Annotated in this window: 19 protein-coding genes; 12 read left to right on the top strand and 7 right to left on the bottom strand. The window is 38.3% G+C overall.

Features of this window, described 5'->3' with window-relative positions; all coding sequences use genetic code 11:
- The first annotated feature begins 1 nt into the window (after nt 1).
- The 4 genes from PL_RS02940 (at nt 2) to PL_RS02925 (ending at nt 8,084) form a co-directional block, all read left to right on the top strand.
- Nucleotides 2-4,078, top strand: a complete 4,077-nt coding sequence (locus PL_RS02940) for a hybrid sensor histidine kinase/response regulator transcription factor (protein WP_041885936.1) — start codon at nt 2-4, stop codon at nt 4,076-4,078.
- Between the two features lie 26 nt (nt 4,079-4,104).
- Nucleotides 4,105-5,466: a sulfatase family protein gene (locus PL_RS02935; RefSeq protein ID WP_041885939.1), complete on the top strand. Its 1,362-nt coding sequence runs from the start codon at nt 4,105-4,107 to the stop codon at nt 5,464-5,466.
- A 157-nt stretch (nt 5,467-5,623) separates the two neighbouring features.
- Complete coding sequence (locus PL_RS02930) at nt 5,624-6,493, top strand: alkaline phosphatase family protein (RefSeq protein ID WP_200890801.1); 870 nt, start codon at nt 5,624-5,626, stop codon at nt 6,491-6,493.
- A gap of 34 nt (nt 6,494-6,527) precedes the next feature.
- Nucleotides 6,528-8,084, top strand: coding sequence for a serine hydrolase domain-containing protein (locus tag PL_RS02925; RefSeq protein WP_082036032.1), 1,557 nt, complete (start codon nt 6,528-6,530; stop codon nt 8,082-8,084).
- Between the two features lie 9 nt (nt 8,085-8,093).
- Here PL_RS02925 and PL_RS02920 read toward each other — a convergent pair whose 3' ends face one another.
- Nucleotides 8,094-8,471 (bottom strand): winged helix-turn-helix transcriptional regulator, encoded by a 378-nt coding sequence (locus PL_RS02920; RefSeq protein WP_041885944.1) that lies wholly within the window; start codon nt 8,469-8,471, stop codon nt 8,094-8,096.
- 100 nt (nt 8,472-8,571) lie between these two features.
- On the opposite strand from PL_RS02920, the gene PL_RS02915 reads away from it, so the two are divergent.
- The 3 genes from PL_RS02915 (at nt 8,572) to PL_RS02905 (ending at nt 11,021) form a co-directional block, all read left to right on the top strand.
- The gene (locus tag PL_RS02915; protein WP_041885947.1) at nt 8,572-9,117 is read left to right on the top strand and encodes an NAD(P)H-dependent oxidoreductase; all 546 of its coding nucleotides are present in this window, start codon (nt 8,572-8,574) and stop codon (nt 9,115-9,117) included.
- Nucleotides 9,118-9,204: 87 nt separating this feature from the next.
- Entirely contained in the window at nt 9,205-10,104 is a 900-nt protein-coding gene (locus PL_RS02910; RefSeq protein ID WP_041885949.1) for an AraC family transcriptional regulator, read from the top strand.
- A gap of 80 nt (nt 10,105-10,184) precedes the next feature.
- Complete coding sequence (locus tag PL_RS02905) at nt 10,185-11,021, top strand: SDR family NAD(P)-dependent oxidoreductase (RefSeq protein ID WP_041885952.1); 837 nt, start codon at nt 10,185-10,187, stop codon at nt 11,019-11,021.
- 171 nt (nt 11,022-11,192) lie between these two features.
- Here PL_RS02905 and PL_RS02900 read toward each other — a convergent pair whose 3' ends face one another.
- Entirely contained in the window at nt 11,193-11,795 is a 603-nt protein-coding gene (locus PL_RS02900; protein ID WP_041886006.1) for an FMN-dependent NADH-azoreductase, read from the bottom strand.
- Nucleotides 11,796-11,904: 109 nt separating this feature from the next.
- On the opposite strand from PL_RS02900, the gene PL_RS02895 reads away from it, so the two are divergent.
- Nucleotides 11,905-12,282 (top strand): winged helix-turn-helix transcriptional regulator, encoded by a 378-nt coding sequence (locus tag PL_RS02895; protein ID WP_052496559.1) that lies wholly within the window; start codon nt 11,905-11,907, stop codon nt 12,280-12,282.
- Between the two features lie 35 nt (nt 12,283-12,317).
- On the opposite strand, the gene PL_RS02890 is transcribed toward PL_RS02895, so the two are convergent.
- Genes PL_RS02890 through PL_RS02880 form a run of 3 tightly spaced genes read right to left on the bottom strand, consistent with a single transcriptional unit; the run spans nt 12,318 to nt 15,302 of the window.
- Entirely contained in the window at nt 12,318-13,133 is an 816-nt protein-coding gene (locus tag PL_RS02890) for a lipoyl domain-containing protein (RefSeq protein ID WP_041885954.1), read from the bottom strand.
- A 28-nt stretch (nt 13,134-13,161) separates the two neighbouring features.
- On the bottom strand, nt 13,162-13,854 hold the full coding sequence (locus PL_RS02885; protein WP_041885956.1) for a response regulator transcription factor: 693 nt from the start codon (nt 13,852-13,854) through the stop codon (nt 13,162-13,164).
- Nucleotides 13,851-15,302: a sensor histidine kinase gene (locus tag PL_RS02880; RefSeq protein WP_052496560.1), complete on the bottom strand. Its 1,452-nt coding sequence runs from the start codon at nt 15,300-15,302 to the stop codon at nt 13,851-13,853. Before PL_RS02880 ends, PL_RS02885 begins: the two co-directional genes overlap by 4 nt.
- A gap of 123 nt (nt 15,303-15,425) precedes the next feature.
- On the opposite strand from PL_RS02880, the gene PL_RS02875 reads away from it, so the two are divergent.
- Together PL_RS02875 and PL_RS02870 are read left to right on the top strand one after the other, a co-directional pair.
- Nucleotides 15,426-17,813: an outer membrane beta-barrel family protein gene (locus PL_RS02875; RefSeq protein WP_041885959.1), complete on the top strand. Its 2,388-nt coding sequence runs from the start codon at nt 15,426-15,428 to the stop codon at nt 17,811-17,813.
- A gap of 65 nt (nt 17,814-17,878) precedes the next feature.
- Complete coding sequence (locus PL_RS02870) at nt 17,879-19,246, top strand: MutS-related protein (RefSeq protein WP_041885961.1); 1,368 nt, start codon at nt 17,879-17,881, stop codon at nt 19,244-19,246.
- Between the two features lie 34 nt (nt 19,247-19,280).
- Here the strand turns inward: PL_RS02870 and PL_RS02865 are convergent, their stop codons facing one another.
- Both PL_RS02865 and PL_RS02860 read right to left on the bottom strand, forming a co-directional pair.
- A complete protein-coding gene (locus PL_RS02865; RefSeq protein ID WP_041885965.1) occupies nt 19,281-19,511 on the bottom strand; it encodes a hypothetical protein in 231 nt (76 codons plus the stop codon).
- Between the two features lie 131 nt (nt 19,512-19,642).
- A complete protein-coding gene (locus PL_RS02860) occupies nt 19,643-20,293 on the bottom strand; it encodes a DUF6266 family protein (protein ID WP_052496561.1) in 651 nt (216 codons plus the stop codon).
- Nucleotides 20,294-20,762: 469 nt separating this feature from the next.
- Here PL_RS02860 and PL_RS02855 point away from each other — a divergent pair, with 469 nt between their 5' ends.
- Nucleotides 20,763-21,374, top strand: a complete 612-nt coding sequence (locus tag PL_RS02855) for a TetR/AcrR family transcriptional regulator (RefSeq protein ID WP_041885966.1) — start codon at nt 20,763-20,765, stop codon at nt 21,372-21,374.
- A 25-nt stretch (nt 21,375-21,399) separates the two neighbouring features.
- Nucleotides 21,400-22,254: a sialate O-acetylesterase gene (locus PL_RS02850; RefSeq protein ID WP_041885968.1), complete on the top strand. Its 855-nt coding sequence runs from the start codon at nt 21,400-21,402 to the stop codon at nt 22,252-22,254.
- The last annotated feature ends 12 nt before the right edge of the window (nt 22,255-22,266 follow it).

Raw genomic sequence — 22,266 nt, 5'->3', positions numbered from 1 at the left:
TATGAAGATGACGAATTGCCGGTTCGGGTTTAGTAAATTATTACTGTTACCTATTTTTACCATCGTTGCTGTGCTGGTTCTGTTATGCGAAGTATTGTTTGCACAACAGGTGGGCAGGCAGTTCCGGAATATCTCTGTAGACAAGGGATTGTCTCAAAGTACGGTCTTTGCAGTCAGACAGGATACCCTGGGATTTATCTGGATAGGTACACAGGATGGTTTAAACAGATATGACAGTAAAAATTTCAAGACTTACAGACCGGTAAAAGAAGATAACAGCAGTCTGCAATCTTACTACATACGTTGTCTTTTTATTGATCAGCAGGGCAGTTTATGGGTAGGAGGAAATCAGGGAATCAGCCGTTATGACTATAAGACTGATAGCTTTGTCAATTATAAATTGCCTCACAGCGTAGGCGAATGGTATATCTGCGCGATGACTGAGGACACAGCGCACAATATCTGGGTAGTTTCTGTTGCGGGAGACGTCTTTTGCCTAAAGACAACGGCAAAAAACTTTGTTCCGGTCAATCTGAATACTTTATCTCATGGAATTAAGAAGATATCTTACATAGGTATACAGAGAAATAATTTGTATCTGGGTACGGATGTTGGCCTTTTTGAAATCGGCGATAAAAGAAATACTTTATCCAAAATCAAACTTGCAGTTGACAGACCATACATTAACGACGTTTTTATAGATAATAATGATTTCTGGATAGGAACTGAGGGTAATGGTCTATTACGTTATAATATCAAAACCAGACAAAACAGCTATTTTACACATGCAGCAGATAAAAATAGCGTAGCCGATAATAATGTCAGATCTATAACAAAGGATGCTATCGGCAATATGTGGCTGGGTACCTTTAAGGGGCTTTCCATTTTAAATCCGGAAAGTTCTGCCTTTGACAATTATTATCATCAGCTTTCTCAACCTTTTACTATAGGACAGAATTCTGTTCGCTGCGTTTACCGGGACAGGCAGAACGGGATGTGGTTAGGAACTTATTATGGTGGGGTGAGTTATTATCATAAGGATGATATTAAGTTTAGTCTGCTTAGTCAGAATACGGGCAGAATTTCGCTTAATGACGAAGTCATCAGCGCTATCAGGCAGGATAAAAATGGCAATTTCTGGATTGGAACAAATAACAAGGGCCTTAATTACTGGAATCCCCGTAAAAATACCATTAGCTACTATTCTGCGCATGAAAACAGGCCGGACGGCTTAAGTTCAAATAATATTAAAGCTATCGGTTTTGATAATGCAGGTAATGTACTGATAGGAACTCATAAAGGCGGGTTAAACGTCCTTAATCCATCTACTGGTCAGATCAAACGATACCTGTCTGATGTAAATAACCCAAATAGCATTGCCGGTGATTTGGTCTACAGTATTTTAAAAGATCATCAGAACCGGATCTGGATAGGTACTCGTTCGGGGCTGGATCAGTTCATACCACAATCACAGCAATTTGTACATATCACCTCAGATAAAGCCGGGAAACGATTGATTTCAGATGATATTACCTGTTTATTCGAAGATAGTCAGCATCGGATCTGGATCGGTACAACCAACGGCGTTTCACAGTTTTATCCGGACAACCTGCTTTTTGGGAATACCGGCAATGGCACTTTAAGTGAAGATATCGTCAATTGTATTGTAGAGGATAAAAAGAAAAGAATCTGGATGGGAACCAGGGATGGATTGAGCCTATATGACGAAGCCAAACGTTCTTTTGTCAGTTTCAAAAACAGAAAGAATTTTCTGGACGGTACTATTTATGGTATACAGCCTGATGATGAAGGTAATTTATGGATTTCAACAAACCGCGGATTAGTGAAATTCAATCCCGACAGCTTTTTTATTCAGTCATTTGACGAAAGTGACGGTTTGCAGAATAATCAGTTCAACGAATATTCTTTTTATAAAGCGGCAGATGGTATGCTACTTTTTGGTGGGATTAAAGGCATTTCTTATTTCTATCCTTCGGCAATTAAACAACAACCGCTTCCACTAAAACTAAGCTTTACGGCGCTGGAAGTTTTTAATAAAAGAGTAAATGCAACAGACGGAACAGGTATTCTGAAAAATCATATAGATCAGACAGAAGAATTGGAACTGGGATCTGATTATAAGCATTTCAGCATATTTTTTAACGCTTTTAATTATATATCAGCAAACCGTACACATTATTACTATAAACTGGAGGGTATTGATAATGACTGGCAGCGTACTGATGACCTGAAGATCAGTTATAGTAATTTGCCTCACGGTCAATATGAATTGTCTGTTAAAGCAGTGGGACCAAATGGTGAAATTAGTCCGGTAAGGAAGCTGAAGATCTCTGTTTTACCACCCTGGTATAAAACTACCTGGTTTTATCTGTCTGTTTTTATTGTGATTGTTGTGACATCATATATCAGCTATAAAATTATAGTGGAAAGGATAAAAACATTACATCAGTTAAAACTGGAACGGATTGATAAAGAGAAAGTACATTCTATTAATCAGATGAAAATGGACTTTTTTACCAATGTATCTCATGAACTCAGAACGCCGTTAACATTAATTCTTGCACCTCTGGAAGAACTGATTAAAAAACCATCGGGAGATAAATCATCCGGTAAAAAGCTCGAACTGATGCTGATTAATGCAAAGAGACTCTATAATTTAGTAGATCAGTTATTTGAGTTCAGGAAAACTGAAATGGGGACCAGGCGGCTTAAAGTAGCTAAAGGAGATATTGTAAGTTTTGTACATGAGATTTATGAATCTTTTCATCCGCTTTCGGAGAAAAATAATATCCGGTATACATATTATTCTACAGAAGCAAAATTGTCTTTTTACTTTGATAAAGATGCCATAGCAAAGATCTTGTTTAATCTTTTGTCCAATGCGTTTAAATATACACGCCCAACTCAACAGGTTAGCATTGAACTGCTTAAAAGAGATGAAATGGTATTAATAAAGGTTGAAGATACAGGTGTTGGCATCTGTGAAGCCGATTTATCAAAGGTCTTTGATCGTTTTTATCAGGTAAATAACCGGGAGATGAATCTTGGCTCAGGTGTTGGTCTGGCTTTTACCAAAAGTTTGGTGGAGCTGCATCATGGAAATATCATAGTAGAAAGTGAACCCGGAAAGGGAACAGTTTTTACTATAGCTATTCCCTTATCAGATGCAATTTATTATAATAACTCTGATACTGAGATTACCGGGTATGAGCTTTCTGTAGTAACAGATAAGCTTTCTGTTACTGATTCTGTTGAGCCAGTGACAAATGATCCGGTCGAAATCAATATGAATATCAAACTGCTGATTGTTGACGATAATCAAGAAATTCTAGCTTACCTGGAAGATTTTTTTAAACAGCGTTATCAGGTAAGGGGAGCTTCTGATGGGAAAATGGCTTTGTCGATATTAGAGAAAGAGCCATTTGATCTGATTATCAGTGATGTCATGATGCCTGTGCTGGATGGTTTGGATTTCTGCAAACGGGTAAAGCAGAATATCAATACTTCGCATATTCCGCTAATTCTTTTGACTGCAAAAAGTGAAACCAGCCAACAGCTAAAAGGATTGGAAATAGGAGCAGATGATTATGTGACGAAGCCTTTTTCAACCATTTTGTTAGCTGCAAAAATCAATAATCTGTTGCGCTTGCGGAAAAGATTAAAAGAATATTATTCTGCCAGTAAAGAAATCATACCAGAAAATATCGCCTTTAATACGCTCGATGAAGATTTTTTGAAAGAAGCTATCGCGATCATTGAATTGCATCTTTCTGATTCGGAGTTCTCAGTGGATAAATTTAGCCGGGAGATAGGTATGAGCCGGTCCAGTCTTTATTTAAAGTTTAAAGCGATTACAGGAGAGTCAGTACTTGACTTTGTTAAACGTATACGATTTAAGAAAGCGGTGGAATTGCTGGTATCTAAACGATATACCATTGCTCAGATTGCTTATACATGCGGGTTTAATACACCATCTTATTTCTCTACGGCTTTTAAAAATTACTTCGGAGTCATGCCTAGTGAGTATCTGGAAAAAAATGAACCTGTCAAAAGATGAGGATCTGTAATTTAAATTTATATATAATGAGATTTATAAGTTTGTGTTTTTTGTTATTCTTTTTTATTACAGCTCACGGTCAGACTAAATCCCGTCCAAATATTCTGATCATTATGACCGATCAGCAAACAGCTGATGCAATGAGTAATGCAGGCAATAAGGACTTACGTACACCGGCAATGGACAAACTTGCGCAAAATGGAGTGAAGTTTAAAAGGGCTTACTGTGTGCAACCGCTTTGCTCACCATCCAGAACATCAGTTTTTAGTGGTAAAATGCCATTTGAAACAGGTTTTGTTGGTAATATACCAGAAAAAGATGGGCTGTGGCCAGACAGTTTGCTGATGATGGGTAAGATTTTTCAGTATGGAGGATATAAGACCGGATATGTGGGCAAATGGCATTTACCAATACCTGCGGATAAGGTTATTAAGCATGGTTTTGATTATATCAGGAATACCGATTTCTTAGATTATAATGATGCAGTTACACCGTCTTACTGTGCACGTTTTATTAAGGAAAATAAGAATCAGCCATTTCTGCTAGTTGCTTCTTTTTTGAACCCACACGATATTTGTGAATGGGCGCGTGGTGATGAACTGAAGATGGATGTACTCGATCAGGCTCCGCCAGCCAGTGAATGTCCTGAACTACCTGCTAACTGGGATATTCCTTTGAATGAACCGGAAATTGTCCGTGAACAGCAGAAAGTAAGTTTCAGAACGTATCCGACAGTAAACTGGACAGGTGATCAATGGCGGCAATATCGCTGGGCCTATAATCGTCTGGTGGAGAAAGTGGACCATTATATCGGAATGGTAGTGGCTTCTCTGGAAAAGTATGGGGTAGAAAAGAATACGATTATCATTTTTACCGCCGATCATGGTGATGGCTATGCTGCTCATCGCTGGAATCAGAAACAGATTTTATATGAAGAAGCCTCTAAAGTCCCTTTCATTGTGGCAAAAATAGGGCAGTGGAAACCCCGTACAGATGATATGCTGGTCTGTAATGGGATTGATATTATCCCAACTATTTGTGGTTTTACCGGGGTAAAGAAACCAGCATATCTGAGGGGCGCAGATCTTAGTGAAAGAATAACAGACCCTTTGAAAAATCTTCGGGATACTTTAGTGATTGAAACTGATTTTGCCGATAATGAGGATTTGCTGGGCATTAGTGGCAGAGCTGTAATTACTAATGATTTTAAATATATCGTTTATAACAAGGGGAATATTAGAGAGCAGTTATTTAATCTCAAAATGGATCCTGGTGAAATGGATAATCTGGCCATGAGTAAAGAATATAAAAAGAAGCTGTATGAAATGAGGGAGTATCTGAAGGTATGGTGTAAGCGAAATGGAGACCATTATGTGAAGTTTTTATAATCCTGCTAAATTTTAACTGCAGAAATTTTTAATCCTACACTGGTTCTTTTAGAGTTGATAATGGCATAATTGAAACCAGATTAAAATCCAAATTATAACTAATTTTATGATGAGAACACTTATTTTACGAACACTTATTTTACGAACACTTATTTTAATGACCATTTCATTTGTTGCAGCTGCGCAAAAGAAAGCCGCCCGCGTATTGGTTTTTGGACTGGATGGTTTTAGTGCTGAAGGCTTTAAAGCCGCTAAACATCCGAATCTGGATAGAATGATAGCAGAAGGGGCGCTTTCACTTACAACCAGGCCGGTGATGCCTTCGATTACGCTGCCAAACTGGACCAGCCACTTCACTGGTTCGGGGCCGGAAGAACATGGCATTACCAATAACGAATGGACGCTTGAAAAACATACTTTACAACCGTTAGAGACTGACGGAGAAGGTTATTACCCTTCTGTTTTTAAGATATTGAAGGATAATATACCAGCTGTAAAGATCGGATATTACTACAACTGGAAAGAACTGATCAATCCCATTAACAGGAAATATCTTGATGAGGTATCTTTTGAAGAGCATGATAATTATAAGCAGAATTATCAAAAGGCGTATGATTTTATGATCATGAATAAACAAAGTCCGACCTTAGTTTTTCTTTATAGCGTACATACAGATCATGCGGGACATGGTTTTGGGTGGATGTCTAAGGAATATATAACAGCTATTGAGGAAGCAGATTTAGCGATAGGAGAACTGCTGGATCAGCTTAAAAGAGCAGGGATTTACAAAGACACTCATTTTATGCTGATTACAGATCATGGCGGATTGAATAAAGGGCATGGTGGAATCACGATGAATGAAATGCAGGTTCCTTGGGCGATTACCGGGCCACAGATAAAAAAACAAGGGCTGACAACAGTTTTTAACAGTAATAAGAATACTGCCATTGTACTGGCAAAGATTTTTGGAATAGCTAAAATGCCCATGGCGTGGACGGGAACAATACCTGTAGGAATATTTAAGTAATCTATGAATTACACCTGAACCAAAAAACAGTCTTATGAAGTGTTTTTTATTTGCTGTTCTTATAAGTTGTTCTTTGGTAGCCAATGGACAAAGTCAAAAAGACGTGAAATTATTTATTGCTGGACTGGATTCGATACGAAAGGCGCTTAAAATCCCGGCGATGTCTGTGGCTGTTAAAACAGGTAATATAATGCGCTATGAAAATGGCATGGGTTATGCCGATTTGGAAAAGAAAATTCCTGCAACAAGCAAAACGGTTTTCCGCGTAACCTCAGTTACAAAGACATTTACTTCTACTTTAGTGATGAAATTGGTTGAGGATAATAAATTGCAACTTGACACTCCCGTTATCCGATACGGCGTAGATCTTGGAAATGATAAGATCACGATTAAAAATCTGATTACTCATACATCAGAAGGTATACCAGGTAATACTTTTCAATATAATGGTTATCGCTATGGCCGGTTAGGACAAGTGCTGGAAAGAGTGACAGGTCTGCCATTTGAGGAGCTGTTAATGGATAACATCCTGATATCAGCACGTATGACCTCATCTGCTCCAGCTATTTCAATAGATAAATATAATCAGTTTTTACAACGGCGTCCGTCTATAAAGGCATATTTTGATACTGTATTTAACCATCTGGCCAAACCATATGCAATCAACAGTGAGGGTAAGGTTATACCCACTCAGTACCTGAACGAGTTTGGCGCATTTGGTGGTCTTGCTACTACTGCCGGCGATCTGATTAAATACTCCGAAGCGATAGATCAGCATCAGTTTATCAGGGCAAAAACCCAGGCTTTGGTATTTACTGCAAACCTAACCAATCGAGGTACAAAGACTCCTTACGGATTGGGTTGGTTTGTTCAAAATTATCAGGGTATTAACTACTATTGGCATTACGGTCAAACTCAGGGCGAATCTGCGCTCTTTATCAAGGTGCCGCAATTAAAAATAACACTTGCTGTGTTATGCAATTCTGATAAACTAAGCCAGCCTTTTCCTTTAGGTGATGGTGACCTTTTTACTTCACCAGTAGCAGAACTGTTTTATCGATGTTTTATAGCCAGGGGCAGGAAACCTGATCGGCTATTCAAAAATAAGGAAATGGTAGCTCAGGCAACGATGGCACTTTTTAACAGAGATACCACGAAAGCTCTTCATATTTATCAAAGATATGCCGGTGAAAATATCACATCGCCAATTCCAAAAGGTGTTTTTATTGCTGCGATTAGTAAAGTTGGGATTAATGCAGATAGCGTAAAACAATTCACACTAGTAACCCCGGCAAAGATCAGGGTATTTGGTGTGGGCGAAAATTGTTCTCCCGATCTAAAGTATTGGTGCGACTATGGATGGATAGAGGATTATTCGGGTAAGATAATCTGGAATATGCAGGGGCAGCCGGCTTCTTCAGCAGGAGGAGCAGCTAAAAACCAAAAAGTCGATCAGGTAATCTCGCTGCCAGCAGGGAAATACAAGCTTCGTTTTAAATCCGACTCCGGCCATGCTTTTAATAGCTGGGACTCATTACCTCCTGATAATTTCTTTTGGGGAATTCTCCTGTTTAAAGTGGCTGTTAATTAGACAAAGAGTTTAAAATGGGCCGGATAAAAACTCACCTTTTTCGCTAACAGTACGATTACCCCATGCTGTAATGGCTTCTAAAACAGGAACGAAACTTTGGCCAAAATCAGTTAAACTATAAACGACTTTTATTGGTGGCTTTTTGCCATGTACTTTTCTCGACAGCAAACCATCTTTCTCTAACTGCTTCAACTGTAAACTCAAAGTCATTTCTGTAACCGCGGGCATTTCTTTACGGAGTTCATTATATCTTTTTTCACTGTCTTTTAAATGGTAAAGTATGACTGCTTTCCACTTGCCACCTACCAGATCCATAGTCAGACTTACCGTACAGGGATAAGTTTTTCCATTGAGCTTGACCAAATTACCAATACATTCTGTTTTCATCTTATTATATTTTAACCTATCAGATTTGATAGTTATTGCAAATGTAGTTTGCTAAAAATAATTTTGCAACTATAATAATTATAGTATAAAAAAGAAGACTATGGCATTAATCATTCTGGCACATCCGGACATTGACAAATCATTTGCAAACAAAACTATTATCGAAGAATTGAGTAAAATCAGTCCTGATATCGAGATAAGAAACCTTGTAAAGCTGTATCCTGATTATAAAATTGTTGCTAAGGAAGAGCAGGAGCTCTTATTAAAACATCAGACTATAGTTTTCCAATATCCTTTTTACTGGTATAATATGCCTGCCATTTTAAAACATTGGTTTGACGTGGTATTTGAACATCAATTTGCTTATGGTTCAAAGGGGGATAAGCTGAAGGGAAAGAATTTTGTGCCGAGTTTTACAGTAGGAGGATCTGAAAAGGAATATTATACCCTGGGAGAGCATCACTTTCGTGTAGATGATTTTTGTAAAAACATGGAGCAAACAGCCTATTATGCGCAAATGAATTATATTAATCCTGTTTATTTCCACGGAACTTCTGCAACTGCCGGTTATACTGAAGATGAAGTAATCAGTAAGGCGAAAAAACATGCACAAAGATTAGCCGGGTTAATTGAAACACTGAAATAAGATTGTTATTTGAATAATAAAACCAGGAGGTGTTTCTCTGAGGTTTTAAGATAGGAAGATTATCAGAGAATTTTTCATTTTTGCATTATGGCAAAATCAACCGAATCACTTGAACAGTTTTACCGGGATAAGTATGGCAGCTTATCTGAAGATCTCCTGAAAAACAATGGGCAGTTTAATGTTTTCCGGATTGAAGACAGGATTCGTAAAGGTACTACTTCGCCAACATTTATCCGTAGAGATTTCTTTAAGATCATGCTCTTTCAGGGAGATAACGTATTCCATTATGGCGATAAAAGTATTCCGGTCAGTGGAAATACACTGCTTTTCTTTAATCCGCAGGTACCTTATACCTATGATTCACTAAACCCTGATACCAGTGGCTATTTCTGTGTATTCAAGGATGAGTTTTTTAAAGAAAGTCTGCGCTTAAATCTGGTTGAACTACCTTTATTCATGGCAGGTTCACAGCCGGTGTTTAGCCTGAAAGATGAAGTGACTTCTGAAATAAAAGACATTTTTGAAAAAATCATCAAAGAACTTGATACGGATTATACCTATAAGTATGAGCTTATCAAGAATTATGTCAGCGAGCTGATCTATTTAGCTATGAAGCTTCAGCCAGCAGATAATTCCTTTGAGCATCCCGATGCTGCATCGCGCATTACTTCGGTTTTTATGGAATTACTGGAACGTCAGTTCCCAATTGAATCGTCGTCGCAGCGTTTTGAGCTGCGTTCACCAAAAGTCTTTGCAGAAAGACTTTCCATCCATGTAAATTATCTCAATCGTGCAATCAAGAAAACAACAGGGCGCACAACTACTGATCATATCTTCGATCGCCTTACTGCTGAAGCCAAGTCATTGTTAAAGCATACTGACTGGAACATTGCCGAGATCAGCTATGTACTCGGGTTCGAAGATCAGGCTCATTTCAATAACTTTTTCAAGAAACAAACTACTATGAGTCCGTCTGGTTTCAGATAGGTTTGAATTTGACAAATAATGGTTTGGATGTAACAAAATACAGTCAGTTCAGCCAGATAACTTTGTGTTAAAGAAAGATTATGAGTAATACAAAAATTTGGTATATCACGGGGGCATCCAGAGGGATGGGCTTGTCCCTTGTAAGACAGCTACTGGCAAAAGGCCATAGCGTTGTTGCGACTTCTAGATCCATTGCCGCATTTGAAGAGTTTAACGGGATAGGTGACAGGTTTCTGTCACTGGAAGTTGATCTGAAAAACGAGCAGTCCATTGCAGCTTCAATAAAGAAGGCTATTGAAAAATTCGGTCGTTTAGATGTGATTATAAATAATGCAGGTTATGGACTGGGTGGTGCTTTGGAAGAGCTTAGTTCAGCAGAGATCGATGAAAATTTTCAGGTTAATTTTTTTGCTGTTGTACATGTGGTTCAGCAGGTTTTACCTTATCTGAGAAAACAACGTTCAGGTCATATTATCAATATCTCTTCGATCGCAGGTTTTGCACCAGGTACAGGATGGTCAATGTACTGTGCGGCTAAATTTGCTGTGAGTGGCCTTAGCGAAGCATTGGCCAATGATCTGAAACCACTGGGTATTCATGTAACTAATGTTATGCCAGGCTGGTTCAGGACTGGTTTTGCCAAGGCAGATTCAATAGCTTATAACAAAAACCAGATTGAAGATTATGCTTATTTACGTGAATATCATGAGAAAATGAACAGGATGGACGGTGCACAACCAGGTGACCCGGATAAGATTGCAGATGTATTCCTGAAATTAGTTGACAGCCCGATACCTGCTGTAGACCTGTTCCTGGGCAGTGATGCATTCAATCGTGCAAAAACAAGAATTGAGGAACTGCATAGGCAAATGGAGACCTGGAAGGATGTTTCCTTTTCGACTGATTTTACGACTTAAGGTTGTTGCCTGCAGATTTTGATTGACTGAAATTAATGCCTTAAAAGCAAGAGTTAATGGCGGGTAATGATGATTTTTATTTAAAAAAGAAGATAAACGCCAATTTTGATGGCGTTTATCTTGATAGCATTGATGCTTTTCAATATTCTGAGATCAGAATCAGCGCGTATCTTAATCAATCAATATACTGTCAATTGCATTTTCCATAGCTTGTTCTTTTACGCCCGGTACTTTTAGTCCTTCAGCACGAAATACTGTCAGATCCGTCATGCCTAAAAAACCCAGGAAAGCTTTCAGATAAGGAGCAACAAAGTCGTTGGCTACCCCAGGACCATAAGAGTAAACGCCACCGGAGGACATGGCTACATAAATCTTTTTTCCGGTTACTTTTCCAACCGGACCATTTTCGCCATATCCAAAGGTTATTCCTGCCCTGGTAATATGATCAATCCAGGCCTTTAACACTGTAGGGATAGTAAAGTTGATCAATGGGGCACCAATCACAACGATGTCCGCGGCCAATAATTGTTTAACCAGCTCATCAGAAAAGCGGATAGCTTCTTTTTCTTCTTCAGTCAGCTGATCTCCGGGAATAAAAAACGTACGAAGCATGGCAGGAGTAAGGTGTGGAATGTCAATATCAACGAGATTTAATTCTTCCAGCGTACTATCAGAATATTTGTCCTGTATTTTTTCAACAATAGCTTGCCCCAGCTTAATGCTGTAAGACTCTTTACCTTGTATGCTTGATTTTAAATGAAGGATGTGTTTCATAATAAATTCTTTTTTTGTTAAAGGCAAAAGTATGGTTGCCAGGTGATCAAAACTCATTACTTACCTCAAGGAAAGCGCTTTCATTGAGGTAAGTGATTATCTTTACTTTATGAAAATAATTGTAAATGATTCCCTTCCGGATAATAAGGAATGTGCAAATTCGCTCAATAACGTACTTGATGCACTGTACGTAATTAATGGAAAATGGAAGCTGGCAATAATCCTTTGCCTGGTACAATCATCAAAGCGCTTTAATGAGCTTCAGCATGAAATTAGAGGCATATCTCCCAAGGTATTAGCTAAAGAATTAAAAGATCTGGAATTGAATGACTTTATTATACGTAAGGTATATCCGGCTACCCCGGTTATTATTATTTATGAAGCAACTGAATATAGCAGGACGCTGAAAAATGTGATAGGTGAACTAGCTGCCTGGGGTGAACAGCACAGGGAAAAAATTAAGCAGAGTATGCGGAAACAATCTTAAATACGAGAAGAATCATTTAAAAATGTTTACCAAGTTTATTCTTGAAATTGTAAATCAAGCAATGCGATACAGGTCGAAAATTTAAATGCAATACCTTCTTCCAGTAACCAGATCAGCCGGCCTGTTTGAGGAGCAACAATTTCAACCCAGACTTTGTCAGTACTTATCTCACAAATTACTTCATCTTTTATCACAATATCACCCAGTTCTGTTTTCCAGTTGTTAATGATAACTTCTTCCTGTTCTGAGCCAAATATCTCATGTAAATCCAGCATCACTTCGAAGCTGTCGGGAAATTTATCTTTAATAAGATGATATGTTGATAACGATGGCCGGGGTTTTCGCCAGACCCGTTCTCCATATGGCGTATCAATTTTCAAATAACCTTCAGAAATTTTCCTGGCTGATTCAGCCTGCATGGCTTTCCATGCATTTTCCTTTTCTTCTTTTCTCAGGGCTTTCTGCTGATTGAAAAAAGTGGTATCGCCTTCCAGAATGTCTGTAGCATAGGTCAGCAGGTAATGCGCATATCCGAAAATTTGCTCTGCCTGGCTTCCGTCAACAGGTACTTCAGGTTCCCTTTCTTTTATCAGCTGGTGAATGCCGCATAAGTCACTATCCTGGTTATTAATTCCTAAACAAACGTTTGTATTCATGCCCCAGTGGATACCTTCCACCACAATCCGGGTTTTACTATTCGAAAACGTTATCTGAAATAAATTAGCTGTATCGCTTAGCACAACATCTTCTTCCCGAAAGCCGAAGCGGTCGCAAATCACTGCAAAAGCTTTTCGTGCTTCATTTTTGAAGTAATGAAGCTCCTCAGTATGTTGCTTGTAATAATCCTGCATAATATTGACAATTCAAGATAGGTATTATTTAGCAGATCAGTTTGTAGCCAATACTTCTTAAGTTCATGATTTGAATACCTGGTTCATCCTTTAGTAACTTTCTTAAATGTGTCATAAACACATCCATACTTCTGGTATTGTAATAATTATCGTCTCCCCAGATTTTGATTAGCGCTTCCTGACGTTCCAATACATCATTCTTACGCAGGATCATCATTTCCAGTAAAGCACATTCTTTAAAGGAAAGAGAATGCTCACCAGATGAGGTAGTTAGTTTTTGCAGCACCGTATCCAGCCGGCAATTTGCAAAAGCATAAATTTTACTGTTTTCGGTTTCCAGCCCGATTATATCTTTCCCGAAACGCTGTAATAAAGCCTCCATCCGCACCAGTAATTCGTCCATGCTGAATGGTTTTTTGAGATAGTCATTACCACCAGATTTAAAGCCTTTCACCACGTCCTCAGGCAGTAGTTTCGCGCTTAAAAAGATAATAGGCAAGTCTGGCTGTGCCTTTCTTAATTCTTTCGCCAGCGTATAACCGTCTTTGGAAGGCAGCATGATGTCCAGAATACAGATGTCAGGATTTAAAGAAAAATAAGCATCCATGACCAGGTCCCCATCCGCAACAACCTGAACTATATAACCACTGTTTTTTAATCCATCACTAACAATGTGTGATAAAAAAGGCTCGTCCTCTACATATAATACTTTAAAACTCATGATGCTATTGGGAAAGTGATAATAAAACTGGTTCCATGCCCGGGTTCACTTTTAATTTTGATGGTCCCTTTATGTTTTTCTACTATTTGTTTAACATAATGCAATCCTAAACCCGATCCTTTGATATCATGCGTGTCACCTTGTGCCGGAACTCTGAAGAACCTTTCAAAGATCTTTTTATGATAGATTCTGTCAATGCCGGGTCCATTATCTTTGAAAGTCAGCATTACTTTTTCGGAATCATATTTACAACTGATTTCCAAAAGTAGTTTCTTCCCGGAATATTTAAAGGCGTTATCAATCAGGTTATAAAATATATTGGTCAGATGTACCGGGTCTGCATAAACAAAACAAGGTTCTTCCAAAAGATTGAAACGAATATTTTTATCGCTGTTCTGCAAGCGGAGATGCATAGAATTAATCACCTGCTGCAGTCCTGATTGTACATCATATAATTCCAGGTTAAGTGGCTGATCTGCTTCACTTCCGCTGCTGACATTCAATGCTTTTTCAACCATCAGATCTAATCGCTGCATTTCGTGCTGACTGATGTCAAGGTAGTTTTGAAGGGTTTCAGGATCATTGATCAGTTTGTATTTTTTGATAGATTCCATGGCCAACAGTACAGTTGCAATAGGCGTTTTGAGTTCATGAGTCATATTACTGGTGAAATCGGCTTTCGCTGCAGCATATAAGTTCTGACTCCGCAACAGTTTAAGTATAAAATAAAAAGCGGCGCAGGTGAGTATCACCATGAGAATAGAAGAGGCTAAATAGTAGCGCATTCTATACCATACTACCGTATCCACAGAGGCCAGGTTCAATTGATATCTGTTGATGTCCTGAATATTGTATAGATAACTTCTGGTGGTAAATGCAGGTTTAAATCCTGCAGGAACATTGCTTTGAAGTGCTTTTGTACTGTTGTGAGGATAGATGTTATAATAAGCTCTGGAATTAATTCCTATTTTTTTTAAAGCAGTATTTACATTTTTTTTCATTTCTATCAGAGATAAGCTGTCACTTAATCTCCGTTCCTCCGGAGTACTATCTGTACCGGTTATGACAGGTTTTGCCGGGTTTTTATTCCGATTGCCTTTTAAGTTTAGGCCCAGGATTACTGCAGTACTGTCATTATCAACAATGATGCTGGTAGAAGTACGCATACCCTGGATTTTCATGTTGTCAAATGCCAGACGCAATTGTTCCCATTGCGGGGAGAGAAAGAGTTGTTTAGCCAGCGAAAGATTACCCGGATCTTTAAATTTAGTGATACTGTAATACAAATTGGCTTGTGCGGTTTTACTAACCAGGCTTTCTATTTCATCTTTGAGCTGTTTCTGCTGCGCCTGAAAAAGCTGCTGCAACCAGACAACCTGAAGTCCGGTACTTACCAGTAAGGAAAGCACTATCAATAGATAAGTATATTTTGCTTTGAGCCATTTCATAAGGTAAAGTTCCTCATAATTTATCTGCTATAATCGGGTTAAGATACGATTTAACTCTATTTAACTCAACTTAACTCCCGTTTAGGAAGTAGCAGGGTAGGTTTGTAGCATAATTTAAAAAAGATGAAAAAGCTACTTTATATTTTATTGACGTTCCTTCCTTTTCAACTTTCCGCTCAGCAAAAATTAAGCGGAATTGTTAATGATGAACAAGGTAAACCGCTGGATGCTGCCACAATAACAATTTCGCAGCAAGGTCAGGTGATCAGCAGCCAGCTGGCCGATCAGGGCAGATTTATACTGACTGGTTTGAATCAGTCACCTTATCAGCTTTCGGTTTCACTGATGGGTTATAAGTCTGTGATCCGTACTTTTAACTTACCAAAAGATAGTCTTAACCTGGTGATGCTGAATGACAGCAGACAACTGAGGGAGGTTGCGGTTACTTTTACTAAACCTACTGTCGAACGGAAAACAGACCGCGTTGTATTCAATGTAGAAAAGAGCATCCTGGCCAGTGGTGGTACAGCCTGGGATGCTTTAAGTAAAGCACCGGGTGTAAAAACTACTAATGATGGCGGGGTCACAGCGAATAATAAAGGTGTTACAGTCTATATGGATGGTAAACCGGTAAGGTTATCCGGAGACGATCTTGCCGCTTATCTGCAGAGTATTCCTTCGGATAATATTTCAAAGATAGAGGTCATGCCCAATCCGTCTTCCAAATATGAAGCACAGGGTGGTGCAGTGATTGAGATTATTTCAAAGAAAATAAAATCAGATGGATTTAATGCAGGTTTGAGCGGTGGTTATACCCGTGGACAGTTAAATAGATACACAGGCAGCGGAATATTTAATTACCGCAAAAACAAGCTGAATATCTTTGGGACCTACGGTTATAGCGACAGAAATATTAAACGCGATTTAGACCAGTATACTATTTTTCAAAGGCCATCTTCTTACGCGTACTGGGACATGAACAGAACCAGTATCGCTAAAAATAAAGTAAATAACTATACTGCTGGTGCAGATTATAATTTAACTGATAACCAGGTGATTGGTGTACTGGTTACTGGTGATAACACGGTTAGTAATGGCAGTAGTACAGCAACAACTAATATTTACAATAACTATCATGTGAATCCGGATTCTGTATTGAATACCAACAGCAATATTGGCGGACATACCAATCAATATAGTTTTAACCTGAATTATAAAGCAAAACTGGATAGTTCCGGCAGGGGGCTGAACGTAGATCTGGATTATGTTCCTTATACCAGGAATAATAATGTACAGCTGCATAACCTTACTTATCTGCCGGATGGGAGTTTAGGTTCTGCTCCTTATCATACATTTTTCCCCTCTGTTCAAAAGATAAATATATGGTCGGGTAAGATAGACTATAATTACAAAGCGGGTAAAAGATGGTCGATGGAATCTGGTCTTAAGTATACAAGTTCGGTGAGCGAAAACCAGTTTGATTTTTATAATACTGCCGGAACTGTTCCTGTATTCGACCCGTCCAGAAGTAACCAGTTCAGGTATACTGAAAATACGGCTGCTGGTTATACAAGTATAAGCGGAGCATTTGGCCGCTGGAATTTTAAAGGAGGAATACGGGCGGAGTATGCCACATCCAAAGGCTTATCGCTTTCTCTGGATTCTATCAATGTAAATAAGTATCTGCGAATATTTCCTACTGCATTTGTGACTTATAAAGCTTCTGAAAACGATGAGTTTGGCTTTAACTACTCAAAAAGGATAGACAGACCCGATTACAGACAGCTGAACCCCGCAAAAAGTTATTTAACTCCATATAGTTATACCAGTGGTAATCCATTCCTGAAGCCTGCCATTATCAATAGCCTTCAGTTGAGTTATACTTTACATCAGAATTATACTTTCTCTCTAGTATACACACGAATTGATGATCTGGCAAGCAACGTGACTGTTCAGGATAATGTGAACAGAACTTTTCATGATACGCAGCAAAATATTGGTAGTATCAAAGAGCTGGGAACAGAATTGTCTTCAGTTCATCATCCGGCGGCGTGGTGGGAAATTGATAATACAGCACAGGGATATTATAGCAGACAAAGCTCTGATCAACCGGGAAATACTTATAACTACCGCCGGTTTTATTTTTATCTAAGGACTGATCATGCCTTTACAATTGATAAAAATAGTGGATTGAAGGCAGAATTTAGCGCCTGGTACAATAGTGCGGTACAGCAAGGGACATTACTGATTGCTAAAACTTATGATATAAGTACCGGAATTAGTAAACAGGTGTTTAATAAACAGGGAACTATTAAATTCAGCGCTGCTGATTTGCTTTATACTAATCCATACCGGATTTCAATTCAGAATGAGGGCCAGAATAACGGGATGTATCAGAAAAATGATACGCGCACATTTACGCTAAGTTTTTCTTATAAACTGGGTAAAAGTGTAAAAGCTGCAAGGCAAAGGGTCACAGCAAGTGAGGAGGAGAGGAAAAGGGTGAATTAGAGTTGGACTATCGCTTTCTTTTCTTTAATTTAAGCGATTAGACTTAATTTCTCTAAAACTCCTGCATGAGTAGTTTCAATATCGATGAACAAACACTAACAGACCTGAATATTTTCACAAAAAAGACAGGTTCGAATTCAATATTTGATTTGTTTAAAGGGACCAGGACATTAGGTGGGAGGGAAAGATTAATGGATATGATGCATTCCCCTTCCGCAGATATAGAGGAAATAACCTTACGCAGAGATTCTATAAAATATTTTTACGACCATCGTTTGAATTTTGAGGTAAGGAATGAAGAACTGGATCTGGTAGAGTTTTATTTGAAGTCTGGTAAAAATAAATATAGAGGTAATCCTTTAGATTCTCTGGTAGAATACATTACAAGAAACTCAAGCAATGATTATTATATTATCAGAACAGGGCTCAGGTATTTAATTAAGCTGACAAAGTATCTTTCTGAATTTATAAAAGATCATTTATCTGATGATACACCAGCTTATCTGAAGTCTATCTTTGAACAAATTGAATTGATCATAGCAGGTGGATTGCTAAAACAAGCCCTCTGCTATAATGAAAACAAATTAAAGTTTTTGCAGGTAAGTAAACTTGATAGAGTATTTCGCAATAAAGAAAACGATAATATAAAAAGGCTGCTTGCTTTCGTTTACGAACTGGATATTTTTGAAAATATAGCGTCAGTTGCTCATGCGAAAGGTTTTTCATTCCCTGGATTTCGGGAAGCTGATGAATTTCATGTACATCTGAAAGATCTGTTTCATCCTAATATTTCTCATCCGGTGAAAAATGATCTTCTTTTGAATGCAGATCAGAACACAGTTCTGCTGACAGGTTCGAATATGGCCGGAAAATCTTCATTGCTTAAATCCATAGGTTTAACAATTTACTTATCGCATTTAGGATTTCCGGTTCCGGCCGGTGAGATGGAAACTACTATTTTTAATGGCATGATCACAACCATTAATCTTCCTGATAATATCAACAGAGGGCTTAGTCACTATTATAGCGAAGTAAAGCGCGTGAAAGAAGTATCGGAACAATTGTTAATGCACGATAAAATGTTCATCATTTTTGACGAATTGTTCAGGGGAACGAATGTTAAAGATGCGCTTGATGCCTCGGCATTAATAATAACTGAACTGGCTGGGGTAAGTAACTCAGCGTTCTTTATTTCCACGCATATTGTTGAACTGGCCCATCAACTAGAAAAGTTTAGTAATATATCATTTCGTTATCTGGATGTTTATTTTGAAAATGAGAAACCAGTTTTTACTTATCAACTGGTCAATGGTGTTTCTGAAGAACGTCTGGGTATGTTTATTATCGAAAACGAGGGGATTGTCGGGATTATCAGAGAGGCTGGAAAAAAAAGCAGAGAGATTACATCTTTAAAAGATACTTTAAATATGTAATCTCTCTAAGAAAATGTATTTATCATTTAAGATTTTATAACGTATTTACCTCAAAAGCTCCATAACTAACCATTTCCGCGTTGTGTGAGACAAACAGGTTAAGTTCCAGTCTTTCAATCAGATCTTTTGCCTGGGTTATGTTCCTGTGCATATCGTTGATGCCCCTGATCTCAATACCCTTTGCCATCAATTTGAATTTGTTAGGTTCGAATTTATCAATGAACTTTTGAAGATCTGTGCTGATCTTTAGTGTCGTTTTTTCCATGGGAGAATACTGTCTTGTTTGTGCAAAACAAGACAAATTGTTTTAACTCAATGGTCAGTTAATGTTATGTTATCAGTTTAAGGTAATGCTTCATGAATATTTAACACTGAATTAATAAGAGATCTTTTTTTTTATTTTGAAAATCTGCCGCAATAGACGCTTTTGGATACCTCATCACTTGTGACATCTTTGAAGGCTATAAATACTTCATAGGTATTCTTTTTCAGATAGTGAGAGTCGAGGTAAAAGGTATCTTTGAGTTCGTCTCTGCGTGAACCGCTGTAATTGACCAGAACGCGTCTGTGAGTTTTACTGAATAACAGGATGATCGTTCTGTCGCCTGGATTACCTGTCTGGGTTTTATCTTTGTCCCAGGTGAAATGAAAGGCATTTTCTACTATTCTAACGGTTACATTTTCCGGTTTTTGCAATGGCCCGTCGGCTACCAGAATCGTATCCCAGTTGATCTCCTGATTAGGAAACTCGCCTTTAACGCCTGTCAGCATATTCACAGATTTGGCTGCATTGTTAGCTGTAATGTTTCGCTTATCTGCCACATGTTTAAAGCCAACTCTTAAGAAGGGCTTAACAGCATTCAAAAATGGACTTAAAACTTTCATTTTGTTAGCCTGAGCCTGTTGTGGGATCGTTCTAGGTCTTTTTTTACGGGGTTTGGCAGGTAATGAACGTGCACATACCTTGTTTTTCCAGGTATAAATAACGACGTTTCCGATTTTCCCTCTGATACCCGCCAGTACGGTGCCTTCCTGTATAATTGCCATAGTAGATTAGATTGATGTTACAATATAGGAGAAAAGGTATTCAGGAATTATAGTTATAAGTGTTTAAATAATAAATTATTAAGACCTTATTCAGGCTTTATTCGAAGGAAGCTGAACCATGTCCGTATAACCTCTGAACCTTGTCTGAATGATGTCTGAACAAAGTGCTTTCACTATCCTTATTATCAACTAGTTACAATAGTGTTTTTTAACATGGATTTTAGCTGGTAACCGGGCGGTTTTAAAGAAAATTTCCAGGGTAGATTATAGGGGAGACAGCGTAAAATCCAGATGCTTTATCCCGGCACTGAACCCTATACATTTACTATAAGTCCAGCTATTGAAAAATAGTATTACTTCTTCATTTCTGAGTTGTAAATGAGGAGTTAATTAACGATTTATTTAATATTTAAACAGAATAATTAGTTATTAAATGAATAATCATTTAATTTTGAACAACTATTAGATTATGCGGGTCAGAGATATTAACAAAGAACAATTAGTTAAAGAAAAAGCTATAGAAACTATTGTAAAATACGGTTTGGAAGGCTTTACTATTAATAAGCTTGCGAAAGCCTGTGGGGTTTCAGTAGGTACACCTTACGTTTATTATAAAGATAAGGACGACCTTATTCTAAAAATTGTATTGGAAGAGGGTGCAAGAATGGAAGATGCGATAAATAAGGATTTCGATCCGGAGGCATCATTGGAAGAAGGTTTGCGGATACAGTGGCGCAACCGGTTCAACTATATGATGAAAAATCCTTTGATAGGACAGTTTTTCGATCAGATCAGCAGTTCATCTTACCACCAGCAATTCTTTGAAATGTTCACAAGCAATACAGGCGCATTCTTAAGTAAGTTCAAAGAAAATATGGGGCGTTTCATTAATAATGTTGTAATGCGTGGCGAAATGGATGACTTGCCCATTGATGTTTACTGGTCGATTGCATTCGGCCCTTTATATACTTTAATGCGCTTTCACCAGCAAGGACGAAGTATAACAGGTGCTCCGTTTCAGATTAGTGAAGAGCTTATATGGGCTACCTTCAAATTGGCACTGAAGGCTTTGAAAAAATAACAACAGCTTTATAAATATAAAAAATATGATACATTCCTTTTTGATGGCAGGCCAGTCAAATATGGCGGGGCGGGGATACTTGAATAATGTTAAACAGATCTATGATGAAAAGATCAAAATGCTGGTAAATGGCCGCTGGCAAACGATGACAGAACCAATTAATTTTGACAGGCCGACATCCGGTATAGGACTTGCCGCATCATTTGCTGGTGCCTGGAGATTAAAAAATGATCAGGAAGAAATCGGTTTGATACCTTGTGCTGATGGGGGCACCAGTCTGGATGACTGGGCTGTTGGAGGCGCACTCTTTGAAAATGCTGTGTTTCAGACAAAGCTTGCCATGAGGATCAGTAAGTTGAATGGAATCCTATGGCATCAGGGAGAAAATGATAGTTTTGGTGGTCTTTCAGCTCTTTATTACGACAAGCTTAGTATCATCGTTGATGCATTTCGTCGAGAGCTTGACGCACCGGATATTCCTTTTATTACGGGCGGCCTTGGTGATTTTTTAAGCGATGGGAGGTACGGCAAATATTTTACTGAATATAATCAGGTTAATTCTGCACTTCAGAAATTCGCTGAAACAAAGCCGAACTGCTATTTTGTAACGGCAAACGGATTAACAGCAAACGAGGATGGACTTCATTTTGATGCAGTATCGCAGCGCAGGTTTGGAGTCCGGTATTTCGAAGCATTATTCGGAAAGAAAAATATTCTGGCACCAATGGCCAGTGAGAATGAGTTAATCGAGATTATAGAGGGGAGACCCTTAACTAAAAAAGAGCAGATGACATTATTAGAGATTGATTTTGCCTGTGGTAAAATGTCCTTAGGTGATCTGGAAGAAAAGTTGAGCTTGCTGAATGACCAGTCAAATTGATATATTCCCTGG

The sequence above is a fragment of the Pedobacter lusitanus genome (assembly GCF_040026395.1).
Classification (GTDB): Bacteria; Bacteroidota; Bacteroidia; order Sphingobacteriales; family Sphingobacteriaceae; genus Pedobacter; species Pedobacter lusitanus.
The sequence above is the reverse complement of the archived record's forward strand: the minus strand, read 5'-3'. Positions and strand labels throughout refer to the sequence as shown.